Origin of the sequence: Bacillus sp. 1735sda2, assembly GCF_024159245.1 — a bacterium.
GTDB lineage: Bacteria > Bacillota > Bacilli > Bacillales > Bacillaceae > Bacillus > Bacillus pumilus_O.
Genome location: NZ_JAMYWZ010000001.1, coordinates 2784577 through 2797545, shown reverse-complemented (window position 1 = coordinate 2797545; position 12969 = coordinate 2784577). Strand labels below are relative to the sequence as shown.

Here is a 12969-nt window from a genome sequence, read left to right as displayed (position 1 = left end):
GTTTTTTTCATAAAGGGGTTGAAAAAACAATTTTTCCTTGTTACAGTGTATACATACTAAATGCATGTTTATAAATTAAAACTTATTTTTATGCAAAAAACATTCACAGATTCAAAACAAGTGAGAGGAGCTTTTCAATCATGTCACAAAATAAAAAAGTCGTATTAGCATATTCCGGAGGTCTTGATACCTCTGTTGCAGTTAAATGGTTACAAGAGCAAGGATACGAAGTTGTAGCTTGCTGCCTAGACGTAGGTGAAGGAAAAGACTTAGCATTCGTTCAACAAAAAGCACTTCAAGTAGGAGCGGTTCAGTCTTACATGATTGACACAAAAGAAGAATTCGCAGAGGAATTTGCACTAACTGCCTTACAAGCACACACGATGTATGAAGGAAAATATCCGCTTGTATCTGCATTATCTCGTCCGCTTATTGCTAAAAAATTAGTGGAAGTCGCAGAAAAAGAAAATGCAGTAGCGGTTGCGCACGGATGTACTGGTAAAGGAAACGACCAAGTCCGTTTCGAAGTATCCATTAAAGCATTGAATCCAGACCTAGAAGTTCTCGCACCAGTGCGTGAGTGGAAATGGTCTCGTGATGAAGAAATCGATTATGCTCAGAAGCACGGTATTCCAATTCCGATTAACTTAGACAGCCCATATTCAATCGACCAAAACCTTTGGGGCAGAAGTAATGAGTGCGGCATTTTAGAAGATCCTTGGGCTGCACCGCCAGAAGGAGCGTATGATTTAACGACACCACTTGAAAAAACACCTGACACACCTGAAATCATTGAAATCACGTTTGAAAAAGGAAAACCAACAGCTATTGATGGTATTCAGTATTCCTTATCTGATCTCATCCTTCATTTAAATGAAGTCGCTGGTCAGCATGGGGTTGGTAGAATCGATCACGTTGAAAACCGTCTTGTTGGTATTAAATCTCGTGAAGTATACGAATGCCCAGGTGCTGTCACACTTCTAAAAGCGCATAAAGAGCTTGAAGACTTAACGCTAGTGAAGGAAGTCGCACACTTTAAGCCAATCGTTGAACAAAAAATGGCTGAATTAATATACAACGGATTATGGTTCTCACCACTTAAAGGAGCACTAGATGCTTTCTTACAAGAAACACAACAGAACGTAACAGGTGTTGTACGTGTGAAACTATTTAAAGGCCATGCCATTGTTGAAGGACGTAAATCACCATATTCACTTTACGATGAAAATCTTGCAACATACACTAAAGCAGATGAATTTGATCATGATGCAGCGGTAGGATTTATTAACCTTTGGGGCTTACCAACAAAAGTAAACAGCATCGTGAATAAAAAGGAGCAGGTTAAAGCATGAAAAAGCTTTGGGGAGGCCGATTTCAAAAAACACCAGAAAAATGGGTCGATGAGTTTGGCGCGTCCATTCACTTCGACAAACAATTAGTCAAAGAAGATCTGACCGGCTCCCTTGCTCATGCAAGTATGCTGAATACATGCGGTATCCTAGACGATGAGGAGGCCGCTACCATTAAAGATGGACTGAATAAGCTCATGAAAAAGGCGGAGGCAGATGAACTCGAATTCTCAGTGGATTATGAGGACATTCATTTAAACCTTGAAAAAATGCTCATTGATGAGATTGGTCCGCTTGGCGGCAAGTTGCACACAGCGAGAAGCCGGAATGATCAGGTTGCAACCGATATGCATTTATATTTGAATAACCAAGTAGAGCATATCATTGAACTGATCTCTTCCTTTCAAACAGTGCTTGTGGAAAAAGCAGAACAGCACGTTGAAACGATTTTTCCAGGATATACGCACTTGCAACGTGCACAGCCTATTTCCTTTGCGCATCATATGCTCGCCTATTTCTGGATGCTAGAGCGTGACAAAGCGCGTTTCCAAGATTCTTTGAAGCGAATTAACGTGTCTCCACTTGGATGCGGAGCGTTAGCAGGAACGACATTCCCAATTGATCGTGAATACACAGCAGAGCTACTTGGCTTTGATCATATTTACGAAAATAGCCTTGATGGCGTAAGTGATCGGGATTTCATTTTAGAGTTCTTGTCTAATAGCAGTCTTGTGATGATGCACTTATCACGTCTTTGTGAGGAAATCATTTTATGGTGCTCACAAGAATTCAAATTCATTGAGCTTGATGACACATATGCAACAGGCAGCAGCATGATGCCGCAAAAGAAAAACCCGGATATGGCAGAATTGATCCGCGGAAAAACAGGCCGTGTGTATGGCAACCTGATGGGGCTTCTCACCATCATGAAAGGCTTGCCGCTTACGTATAACAAAGACTTGCAAGAAGATAAAGAAGGCATGTTTGATACAGTCAAAACCATTGCTGGCAGCCTGCAAATCTTCACAGGCATGATTCAAACAATGACAGTGAACGAAGATGTCATGAAAAAAGCAACAAAAGAAGATTTCTCAAATGCGACCGAAGTGGCAGACTACCTTGCGAAAAAAGGCATGCCATTCCGTGAAGCACACGAAATCGTTGGCAAGCTCGTGTATACTTGCATTCAAAAAGGCATCTACTTAAGTGATCTTCCGTTTGAGACATTCACAGAAGCGAGCGATCTTTTTGAAGAAGACATTTACACCGTTCTTGATCCGTATGTTGCTGTTGAAAAAAGAACAAGCGCAGGCGGAACTGGATTTAAACAAATTCAGCTCGCTTTAGAAAAAGCAAAAGCCTGCCTGGCGTAACTGACCAAAACCATTCGTTGATACGGATGGTTTTTTGTCTTGGGGAAAAGGACATTGATCATCATTGGAGAAGTTTGAAAACATACCAATGTTAAGCTGAAGAGGGAGTGACAGTAGTCTATGAAGAAAACACTTCAGGCTTTGTTTGATCAGCCCATCGTATCAGTTGAAACGTTAGGAGAACAGTACGAGGGACGGGCGAATGATGTGTGGCTGATCTCCTTACAAGACAAAACGGAATATGTGGTGAAATCTCCTAAAATGACAAGAGCAGAAAGTGAATTTGTATATGGGATCAACAAGATCTATGGAGTAAATGCCCATACAGGACAAGAACATCTCGATCAAATCAATGAAAAGCTGGCTCTACCGAATTCCTTTCATATCCCGAAAGTCGTTCGTAAAGTGAAGAAGGCAGGGAAACATGATGATGTCATGGAAAAAGTAGAAGGAACCCCTTTAACATCTTTTGAGCGGCGTTCATCACACTTCTATCAAGATTACGGGAGGAAACTAGCGCTTCTTCATTCATATCGAACAAACTCTTTCGGTGCAGTATACGGGGCAGAAACGAGACATTTGAGAGAATACCATCCACTTTTAAAAACGGCTGTCTCTAAACTTTTAAGCCGCTATTATGCAGACCAGCCTGAATTTCAGCGTTATGGAGAAATGGTCCAGCAAAAGCTAAATCACCTCAGTCCTCCTGATTCAGCCAGTCTCATTTTAATTGATTTAGATCCATCGCAATATATTGAAAAAGATGATCAAGTGACGAGTCTAGTTGATACGGAATATGTTGTGTTTGGACCAGCTGCGTTTGATTTTATTGCATTGGAATACCTTTTGACGAAAGAAACTGCACACGATGTTCAGTTAGGCTATGAAGAGATTTGCCCGCTTCCTCGCCAGCTTCATGAGGTGAGAGAATGCTATCGATTTGTTTCGCTGCTTCTAGATATTCATGGCTCGTGGGATATCCAAAAGTGGATGAATCATCCTACATTTTTTCATTCTAAATAGAAATAGCAGAAAGGGTTCATAAGTGCGCCAGATGCTGGTTTATAGTAAAGTAAAGATAACAAACGAAACACATGAACTTGCAACCTTTGCTTTAGGAGGAGATTGTGTGCGACACGCATTAATAACAGCGGGTTCTAAAGGACTTGGCAGGAAAGTCACCGAGTCTTTACTGAATATGGGGTATTCTGTGACAGTCAATTATCGAAGTGATGATGAAGCTGTGCGGCAGATGAAAGAAGAATTGCAGGAATATGAAGAAAAGCTTCAATTTGTCCAAGGTGACGTGACAAACAAAGAAGATTTAAAGAACATGGTCGCGCTGGCAACCGAGCGATTTGGACGGATCGATGCTTTGATTAACAATGCCGGACCTTATATTTTTGAACGAAAAAAGCTAGCGGATTATTCCGAGGAAGAATGGTATCAAATGATGGAAGGCAACCTATCTGCTGTGTTCCATTTGTTCAGAATGGTCATCCCGATGATGAGAAAGCAAGGCTTCGGCCGAATTGTCACATATGGCTTCCAAGGTGCAGACCATGCGCCGGGATGGATGCACAGATCAGCCTTCGGAGCAGCAAAAGTGGGGCTCGCGTCACTGACGAAAACCATTGCGATTGAAGAAGCAGAAAACGGCATCACGGCCAATATGGTTTGTCCAGGCAAAATCGTTGGTGACATGAAAGAATCGACAATAGAAGAAGCACGCCAGATGAAAGATGATGAAACGCCGATTGGCAGGTCTGGTACTGGAGAAGATATCGGTCGCATCATTTCCTTTTTATGCGATGACCGCTCTGACCTGATTACAGGAACTGTTATTGAAGCAACAGGTGGTCTTAACGTCATTCACAGACATTAAGTTTTTCAGTTTTTTATACAGGGAATAGATGAAATGAGATCAAATTCGAAAGGTGGATATACTCACATGAAAGCTACATATCACGGACATTCAGTCGTACACATTGAAACAAACGGATACCATATTTGGATTGATCCATTTTTAAATGGAAATAAGCACACAGATATCAAACCGCAAGATGTTAAAGCGGATGTCATTTTGCTCACGCATGGGCATGGAGATCACATCGGTGACACCATTGAAATCGCCAAAAATAATGACGCACTCGTTATTGCGCCATTCGAGCTTGCCACTTATTTAGGGTGGCAAGGGGTGAAAACGCACCCGCTTTCGATTGGTGGCGGACGGGAATTTGAATTTGGTAAAGTGAAGCTCACTCAAGCGTTCCATGGTTCTGCTATCATTGATGAAGATGCCAAAACGATTACGTATACAGGCATGCCATCAGGTATTTTATTTACTGCAGAGGGCAAAACGATTTATCATGCCGGAGACACTGCACTCTTTTCAGATATGAAGCTGATCGGGGAGCTGAATCATATTGAGCTTGCATTCCTTCCGATCGGTGATAACTTCACGATGGGACCGGACGATGCAAGAATCGCAGCCGAATGGCTTCGGGCGAAGCAAGTCGTGCCAGTTCACTACAGCACATTCCCGCCGATTGAGCAGGACCCACATGCATTTGCAGACAGCCTGCATGGCGGCGTCGGACATGTGTTAAACAGCGGACAATCGATCGAGATTTAATCAACATCGCAAAAAGCCGGCACTCAATTGCCGGTTTTTTTTATTTACATGTATCGTGCTGAAAAAAGACAAATTGCTATTAAAAGCCTCCTGCCCTTATAATGAAAGTTAGATGAAAACGCTGAAAACAAAAAGGGTGAACGGGATTGGCGACAAAGCATGAACAAATTTTATCGTATATTGATTCATTAGATGTCGGAGAGAAAATTTCTGTCCGGCGTATTGCGAAAGAAATGAAAGTGAGTGAAGGGACCGCTTACCGGGCCATCAAGGATGCCGAAAATAAAGGATTTGTCAGTACCATTGAACGAGTTGGTACCATTCGAATTGAACAGAAGAAAAAAGAAAATATTGAAAAACTGACATATGCAGAAGTGGTCAATGTCATTGACGGACAGGTGCTTGGAGGACGAGCGGGCTTACATAAAACATTAAACAAATTTGTCATCGGAGCGATGGAGCTTGATGCGATGATGCGCTATACGGCAGCTGGCAACCTGCTAATTGTCGGAAACCGAATCAATGCCCACAGACAAGCATTAGAGGCAGGGGCAGCTGTACTGGTTACAGGCGGTTTCTCAACAGATGATGAAATCATTCAGCTCGCAGATAAGCTTGAGCTGCCGATCTTATCGACAAGCTACGATACATTTACCGTAGCAGCACTCATTAACCGGGCCATTTATGATCAACTCATAAAAAAAGAGATCGTGCTTGTGGAAGATATTTTAACGCCGATAGAACGAACGGTGTATTTATCACCAGATGATAAGCTTGAAAAATGGTATGAAAAGAACTATGAAACTGGCCACGGCCGCTTTCCGGTCGCAGACGACCAAATGAAGATTCACGGCATTCTCACCTCAAAGGATATCGCAGGGCATGACCGCTCCGCGCCGATTGAAAAGGTCATGACGAAAAACCCGCTGACAGTCATTGGCAAAACCTCTGTTGCTTCTGCTGCTCAAATGATGGTATGGGAAGGTATTGAGGTGCTGCCAGTTGTAGACGATTATGCGAAACTGATTGGCATGATCAGCCGTCAGGACGTACTGAAGGCGCTCCAAATGATTCAAAAGCAGCCACAGGTCGGAGAAAAACTGGATGATGTTGTCTCAAGAGGGTTTAAAGAGACTGATACAGAAAAGCCAAAGGCAGATGCCGTGTATCAATATGAGGTCACACCACAAATGACAAACCAGCTCGGAAACATTTCATATGGCGTGTTCACGCAAATTTTAATTGAATCCGCCAACCGCTTCTTAAAGTCTCATAAAAAAGGGGAGCTGATTGTCGAAAGTCTCTCTGTCTACTTCTTAAAACCGGTTCAAATGGAATCCACGATACAGATCAAGCCAAATATTTTAGAAGTAGGCCGCAAGTTTGGAAAGCTAGAAGTGGAAGTTTATCATCAATCGAATATCGTCGGTAAAGCCATGCTGATGGTGCAGCTCATGGAGAGAGGATAATCGTATCAGGATGATGATGAAAAAGACAAAGGGCTAAAATAAACATCATTTTAGCCCTTCTCTCTTATTATGCGTGATCTTTTTCGCCTTCCTTTAAAAAGAGCGGAAGGTAATGCTTGTAGGCTTTATATCCAGCCCACGTACTGCCGATACCAACAGCAACAAAAATAAATCCAATGACAAATGCGAGTGACGAGCGGTTTAGAAATAATTGATTCACACCGAAGAGCAGGACAAAGCAGCCAAGTGCCATACTGGATTTCGCCGACCAAAATTTCTTCTCGACTGGGCGGTTCGTACGGACATTTTTTGCTTTGTAGTATAAATAAAACATGGCAGAACAAATAATAAACACAATCAAAACAAGCATGTGCCAAGCCTCCATTGTAAGTGGTTACAACCCTATTTTAAACGTAAATAGGCTTGCTTACTAGAATAAATTGTCTATTCCTCACTTTTCCGTCAGGATAGATTATGATTTAATAATAAAAAGAGTATCGGATAAGAAGGAGTTTTTATGAAAAAAGAACTGATTAGAACCATATCATTATATGACACCATCATCATTCATAGACATGTAAGACCAGATCCTGATGCGTATGGATCACAGTGCGGCCTTACGGAAATCTTGCGTGCCACCTATCCAGAAAAAAATATTTATGCGACGGGAACACCGGAGCCAACCCTTTCATTTTTGTATGAACTTGATGAAGTGCCGGATGACCTGTACAAAGGGGCACTTGTCATTGTCTGCGATACAGCCAATCAAGCAAGAATTGATGATCAGCGCTATTCAATGGGCGATAAGCTGATGAAAATTGACCATCATCCAAATGAAGATCCGTATGGTGATTTGCTTTGGGTGGATACAGAGGCAAGCTCTGTGAGCGAAATGATTTATGAATTATATTTAGAGGGGAAAGAAGAAGGATATCAGCTGAATACAAAGGCGGCTGAACTCATTTATGCCGGCATTGTAGGAGACACAGGCCGCTTCCTTTTCCCAAACACGACGAAAAAGACGCTCAAATATGCTGGAGAACTGATTGAATATCCATTCTCATCTTCAGACCTTTTCAATCAATTGTATGAGACGGATCTGAATGTCGTGAAATTAAATGGCTATATTTTTCAACATATTTCTTTGTCAGAGAATGGGGTCGCTTCTGTTTTCATTAAACAGGATATATTGGAATCGTTCCAAACGACAGCGCAGCAAGCCTCACAGCTTGTTGGGACACTTGGAAATATTGCAGGGATTAAGGCATGGGTCTTTTTTGTGGAAGAAAATGATCAGATTCGTGTGAGATTCCGCTCGAAAGGCGTTGTCATTAATACGATTGCGAAAAAATATCATGGCGGCGGCCACCCGCTTGCAGCTGGTGCGTCTATTTATGATTGGGCCGTGGCAGATGAGATTTTGCGTGATTTAGAAGAAGTATGTAAATCATCATCATGAGAGAGGGGGATTCAAGTCCCCTCTCTCTTTTTTGGTCATAGAGAAAAGGGTTACTTGCATACAGGGATAAACCAGCAGCCGATGTCAGTTGAATCTTCATAGGCTTGGAGATTTTGATGCTTTAATTCTTTTTTAATTAAATGAGCCATCATTTCTGTCTCAGCATAAGCACACATGCCGTCTTTGATCCGGCTTGCTTTGTCTCTTGCCATTTGACGATAGCTATAAACCTCCATTGTCCTCACCTCTTTCTGTTTGAGATCTCGTTCTACTTTTAGTGTATAAAAATTAAGGGGGAAAAGCGATCATTGAGGGCAGAAATTCATAAAAATTCCACATGATCATTTATTCAGCAAATGAAATGCGCACTTCAAGTGAAAGCTTCGTATAAATCGTCAGTTCTGTCACTTTGGCGCGGTATGCCTTTTCCCGAATGGTATATTCTTTGTTTTCGACCGTGCGTTTTAATAATTCCTTTGTTTTATAGACACTTTCAATGTCCTTTGTAATAACCTCTGAGATATCCTCCTTGACCTGATCTTCAAATTTTAGCGTATCTGGCTCAGGGATTTTATATTGCTCACGATTGACGAGATGGACATCTACGCTTTGGATCAGCAGGCGCTTTTTATTATCCTCATTTAACTTATGCAAATCTTCCCGATAGAGTGTGATTTGTTCTTTCAGACTGTTCATATGGTGCTGCTGACTTCTCAGCAATGTCACCTGCTTTTCCTGAAAGGTTCCGTATGTAAAAAGGAAAATGAGCCAGCTCACAATCGCGCCAAACATCATCCCCGCAAAAAAACGCTGCCAGCCTGGACGTTTGTAAAGCTCCGGCACCCTCATGATGACACATGCTCCTGGGTGAGCCACGTGATAATGAGATAACCCGTTTGCGCACCGCCCATGGCAGAGACAATTAATAAAATCTGCTTGAAAATATCACGCGTGTTCCCTTCAAAAATGCCTCTTTCAAAGCTATAAACAGCATCAAACGTTCCGCCGATAGCTGCGACAAGCGCCCAAATCTTTAAACGATTGGCAAGACTCGTAATAATGGATAAAGGCGGCTGACCAGCCAAATAAGCACCAACACCGCCTATAATGGCACCCCCCAAAATGACCCCAAGTGCAATAAAATAACAGCTAATAAAATTTGGAATAAAAGCTTCCTTCACATCCATTTTGTCCACCTCACTCAATTCAATATATGGCGTGTGCAGGACAAGTATGAACGGACAGAAAAGAAAGAACATTTGTTTCTCATCGCATCGCGTTTTATAATGAAAGAATGACTTTAGACGAAAGGAGTGGATTAAGCATGTCTTATGTTCATCTTCAGGTCCACAGTGGATACAGCTTATTAAGCAGTGCAGCAAAAGTAAAGGAGCTCGTGCTGAAAGCAAAAGAGCTTGGCTACAAGGCGCTCGCTCTTACCGATGACCATGTGATGTATGGAACGGTTGAATTTTATAAGGAATGTAAAAAACATGACATCAAGCCGGTCATCGGTTTAACAGCTTCTGTCTTCATAGATGAACAAGAGACAGAGGCTTATCCCTTGGTACTCCTTGCCAAAAACAATGAAGGCTATCAAAACTTGATCAAAATCAGCAGTGTGCTGAAATCAAAATCAAAAGCCGGACTGAAAGAGAAATGGTTGAAAAGCTATCACCGCGGGCTCATTGCCATCACGCCAGGTGTTTCTGGGTACATTGAAACGCTGCTTCAGCATGATCAGATAGAAGAAGCGCATCATGCGGCGAAACAATTGAAACATATTTTCGGTGAGGGGCATGTGTACATCGCACTTCAACCATTTCAGCAAGACGAATCGCTTGTCGCTAAACTGAGGGATATTTCAAAAAGTGCAGACATTCCTCTTGTTGCGACAGGAGATGTTCACTACATCAAGCGAGAAGACAAAACCGCCTATACGTGTTTAAAGGCGATTAAAGCAGGGCAGCAGCTGCCAGAGGTTGAGGAAGACCGAGCAGAAAAGCATTTCAGAACCTATGAAGAAATGAAGGAATGGTATACGCAGGATACGGAGCTACTGACAAGAACAGTGGAGATCGCAGACCGCTGTGAAGTCGATCTGAATCTTGGGCAGACAAAACTCCCATCCTACCCGGCCCCTGATCAATCCACAGCAGATCAGTTTTTACGAAAAGTATGTGCGGAAGGGATGAAGCAAAGAAAGATTGCTTCAAATGACGCGTATGTGAAAAGACTTGAGTACGAACTAAGCATTATCCAAAAAATGAATTTCAGTGATTATTTTCTCATCGTGTGGGATTTTATGAAGTATGCCCATGACCAAGGCATTGTCACAGGGCCGGGCCGGGGATCGGCTGCAGGCTCACTTGTTGCCTATGTACTGTTTATTACGGATGTTGATCCGCTCCGTCACGGCTTGTTATTTGAGCGTTTCTTAAATCCTGAGCGAATCAGTATGCCTGATATTGATATTGATTTCCCCGATACGAGAAGAGATGAAATCATTTCTTATGTAAAAGACAAATACGGAGACATGCATGTGGCGCAAATTGTCACGTTTGGAACCCTTGCAGCAAAAGCAGCTTTAAGGGATGTCGGACGTGTGATGGGGATTGATTCAAAAGCAGCGGACCGGCTTGCAAAGCTGATTCCATCAAAGCCAGGAACGACGCTGAAAGAAGCGTTGACTGCATCTCCTGAATTAAAAACAATGCTCCAGCAGTCCGAAGAACTCAGGCAAGTCTTTCAAACTGCTTTAAAGGTAGAAGGCTTGCCAAGACATACATCAACACATGCAGCCGGCGTTGTGCTGAGCGAAGAGCCGCTGACAGAGGTCGTTCCCATACAAGACGGCCATGATGGTGTGTATTTAACGCAGTATGCGATGAATTATTTAGAAGATCTCGGGCTTTTAAAGATGGATTTCTTAGGACTTAGAAACTTAACCTTAATTGAATCCATTAAAAACCAGATTGAAAGACAGGAAAACGTCCACATTAACTTTAGTGACATTTCATATGAAGACCAGAAAACATTTGAATTGTTATCAGCAGGAGATACAACAGGAATTTTCCAGCTTGAATCACAAGGAATGCGTCAGGTGCTGAGACGCTTAAAGCCCTCTAGTTTAGAAGACATCGTGGCAGTCAATGCCCTCTATCGTCCAGGTCCAATGGAGAATATCCCGCTTTTTATCGACCGAAAGCACGGCAGAGTCAAGGTCTCTTACCCGCATCCTGATTTGTATGACATTTTAAAAGACACATATGGGGTCATTGTCTATCAGGAGCAAATCATGCTCATTGCAGCGAAGATGGCAGGCTTTCAGCTTGGCGAGGCAGATCTATTAAGAAGAGCAGTTTCAAAGAAGGATAAAAAGGTTCTTGATGAAGAGCGGAGCCATTTTGTTGAAGGATGCCTAAAAAAGGAGTATCCTGTTAACATTGCAAATGACGTTTATGACTTAATCGTCAAATTTGCAAACTATGGTTTTAATAGAAGCCATGCTGTTGCATATAGCATGATTGGCTTTCAGCTTGCTTATTTAAAAGCGCATTATCCGTTATATTTTATGTGCGGACTTTTAACGAGTGTGATTGGAAATGAAGACAAAGTCGCTCAATATTTCTATGAGGCAAAGGAAAAAGGGATATCTGTGTTGAAGCCTTCTATTAATAAGAGTGAATTTCCATTTACGGTTGAAAAAGGGGAGATCCGCTACAGCTTAAGAGCGATCAAAAATGTCGGAGTGTCAGCTGTAAAGGATATATACAGAGCAAGACAAGAAAAGCCGTTTGAAGATTTATTTGATTTTTGCGCAAGAGTATCAGCTAAGAGTGTCAACCGAAAAACGATTGAAGCGCTCATTTTTTCAGGGGCGATGGATGAGCTTTATCCAAATCGAGCTTCGTTATTGGCATCAATAGATATTGCATTAGATCATGTGTCATTTTTAAATCCAGATGATCAGCTCGACTTTCTGGGGGATACAACCTTCTCCATTAAGCCAAAATATGCGGAGATAGAAGAATTGCCGCTTGTCGATCTCTTGCAATTTGAAAAAGAAGCACTTGGACTATATTTATCAAATCATCCTGTACAAGCGTACCGAGATCGCTTAAGAGAGAATGGTGCAGTGGAGATCATCAGACTTTCTTCCTATATAAAGCGAAAGGTCTCAATGGGTGGTCTTTTGACAAAAGTGAAATCGATTCGAACAAAAAATGGACAGTCGATGGCATTTGTGACATTTGGGGATGAAACGGGAGAAATGGAGGGCGTCGTCTTTCCAGAGCAATTTAGAAAGCTGTCCCCCTTACTTGAGGAGGGCGCCATGCTTTATGTTGAAGGCAGAATAGATGTCAGAAATGACAGCAGCCAGATCATCGTGCAAGAAGCCGTTCTGCTTGAAGAGATGGGTACACAAAGAAAAGAGTCTGTCTACATTCGGGTGAAAGAAGAAAATCATACGCAGGAGCTGCTAGAGCAAGTAAAACGGGTGATCTCGATGCACAGCGGAGAAGCAGATGTCTATTTGTACTATGAGAAGCAAAAAAAGACAGTGAGACTTCCAGATGCATACAAAGTTCATGCAGATCATGCTGTCATTTTCCAATTAAAAGAGCTGCTCGGTGAACAAAACGTTGTGATTAAATGATGACAAATCGCCTGAATATGTTTT

12 protein-coding genes are annotated in these 12969 nt (G+C 42.2%); 8 read left to right on the top strand and 4 right to left on the bottom strand.

Annotated features, from left to right (window positions below; all coding sequences use genetic code 11):
* The first annotated feature begins 140 nt into the window (after window positions 1-140).
* The 6 genes from NKR21_RS14545 (at window position 141) to NKR21_RS14520 (ending at window position 6826) form a co-directional block, all read left to right on the top strand.
* Complete coding sequence (locus NKR21_RS14545; protein ID WP_119125220.1) at window positions 141-1352, top strand: argininosuccinate synthase; 1212 nt, start codon at window positions 141-143, stop codon at window positions 1350-1352.
* Window positions 1349-2722 carry an argininosuccinate lyase gene (argH, locus tag NKR21_RS14540; RefSeq protein WP_119125219.1) on the top strand — a complete coding sequence of 458 codons (1374 nt, stop codon included), beginning with the start codon at window positions 1349-1351 and terminating at the stop codon, window positions 2720-2722. Before NKR21_RS14545 ends, argH begins: the two co-directional genes overlap by 4 nt.
* Before the next feature lie 120 nt (window positions 2723-2842).
* Entirely contained in the window at window positions 2843-3745 is a 903-nt protein-coding gene (locus NKR21_RS14535) for a phosphotransferase (protein ID WP_144455550.1), read from the top strand.
* Window positions 3746-3851: 106 nt separating this feature from the next.
* On the top strand, window positions 3852-4607 hold the full coding sequence (locus NKR21_RS14530; protein ID WP_012010874.1) for an SDR family oxidoreductase: 756 nt from the start codon (window positions 3852-3854) through the stop codon (window positions 4605-4607).
* 66 nt (window positions 4608-4673) lie between these two features.
* On the top strand, window positions 4674-5357 hold the full coding sequence (locus tag NKR21_RS14525; RefSeq protein WP_012010873.1) for a metal-dependent hydrolase: 684 nt from the start codon (window positions 4674-4676) through the stop codon (window positions 5355-5357).
* Between the two features lie 146 nt (window positions 5358-5503).
* Entirely contained in the window at window positions 5504-6826 is a 1323-nt protein-coding gene (locus tag NKR21_RS14520) for a CBS domain-containing protein (RefSeq protein ID WP_012010872.1), read from the top strand.
* Between the two features lie 67 nt (window positions 6827-6893).
* Here NKR21_RS14520 and NKR21_RS14515 read toward each other — a convergent pair whose 3' ends face one another.
* On the bottom strand, window positions 6894-7196 hold the full coding sequence (locus NKR21_RS14515; RefSeq protein ID WP_003216665.1) for a YtpI family protein: 303 nt from the start codon (window positions 7194-7196) through the stop codon (window positions 6894-6896).
* 147 nt (window positions 7197-7343) lie between these two features.
* On the opposite strand from NKR21_RS14515, the gene NKR21_RS14510 reads away from it, so the two are divergent.
* Window positions 7344-8285 carry a DHH family phosphoesterase gene (locus tag NKR21_RS14510; protein ID WP_119125217.1) on the top strand — a complete coding sequence of 314 codons (942 nt, stop codon included), beginning with the start codon at window positions 7344-7346 and terminating at the stop codon, window positions 8283-8285.
* Between the two features lie 50 nt (window positions 8286-8335).
* Here the strand turns inward: NKR21_RS14510 and NKR21_RS14505 are convergent, their stop codons facing one another.
* The 3 genes from NKR21_RS14505 to ytrH form a co-directional block, all read right to left on the bottom strand.
* Window positions 8336-8521, bottom strand: a complete 186-nt coding sequence (locus tag NKR21_RS14505) for a YtzJ family protein (protein ID WP_003216400.1) — start codon at window positions 8519-8521, stop codon at window positions 8336-8338.
* A 109-nt stretch (window positions 8522-8630) separates the two neighbouring features.
* Window positions 8631-9134: a sporulation membrane protein YtrI gene (gene ytrI, locus NKR21_RS14500; RefSeq protein ID WP_012010869.1), complete on the bottom strand. Its 504-nt coding sequence runs from the start codon at window positions 9132-9134 to the stop codon at window positions 8631-8633.
* Window positions 9131-9472: a sporulation membrane protein YtrH gene (ytrH, locus tag NKR21_RS14495; protein ID WP_012010868.1), complete on the bottom strand. Its 342-nt coding sequence runs from the start codon at window positions 9470-9472 to the stop codon at window positions 9131-9133. Before ytrH ends, ytrI begins: the two co-directional genes overlap by 4 nt.
* A gap of 137 nt (window positions 9473-9609) precedes the next feature.
* Here ytrH and dnaE point away from each other — a divergent pair, with 137 nt between their 5' ends.
* Window positions 9610-12945: a DNA polymerase III subunit alpha gene (gene dnaE / locus NKR21_RS14490; protein WP_144455552.1), complete on the top strand. Its 3336-nt coding sequence runs from the start codon at window positions 9610-9612 to the stop codon at window positions 12943-12945.
* The last annotated feature ends 24 nt before the right edge of the window (window positions 12946-12969 follow it).

Excerpts from the sequence above, each read along its gene's own strand:
- NKR21_RS14525 (WP_012010873.1), top strand. The coding sequence starts at position 4,674 with ATGAAAGCTACATATCACGGACATTCAGTCGTACACATTGAAACAAAC.
- NKR21_RS14510 (WP_119125217.1), top strand. The coding sequence starts at position 7,344 with ATGAAAAAAGAACTGATTAGAACCATATCATTATATGACACCATCATC.
- ytrI (WP_012010869.1), bottom strand. The coding sequence starts at position 9,134 with ATGAGGGTGCCGGAGCTTTACAAACGTCCAGGCTGGCAGCGTTTTTTT.
- ytrH (WP_012010868.1), bottom strand. The coding sequence starts at position 9,472 with ATGGATGTGAAGGAAGCTTTTATTCCAAATTTTATTAGCTGTTATTTT.
- argH (WP_119125219.1), top strand. The coding sequence starts at position 1,349 with ATGAAAAAGCTTTGGGGAGGCCGATTTCAAAAAACACCAGAAAAATGG.
- NKR21_RS14515 (WP_003216665.1), bottom strand. The coding sequence starts at position 7,196 with ATGCTTGTTTTGATTGTGTTTATTATTTGTTCTGCCATGTTTTATTTA.
- NKR21_RS14545 (WP_119125220.1), top strand. The coding sequence starts at position 141 with ATGTCACAAAATAAAAAAGTCGTATTAGCATATTCCGGAGGTCTTGAT.
- NKR21_RS14535 (WP_144455550.1), top strand. The coding sequence starts at position 2,843 with ATGAAGAAAACACTTCAGGCTTTGTTTGATCAGCCCATCGTATCAGTT.
- dnaE (WP_144455552.1), top strand. The coding sequence starts at position 9,610 with ATGTCTTATGTTCATCTTCAGGTCCACAGTGGATACAGCTTATTAAGC.
- NKR21_RS14505 (WP_003216400.1), bottom strand. The coding sequence starts at position 8,521 with ATGGAGGTTTATAGCTATCGTCAAATGGCAAGAGACAAAGCAAGCCGG.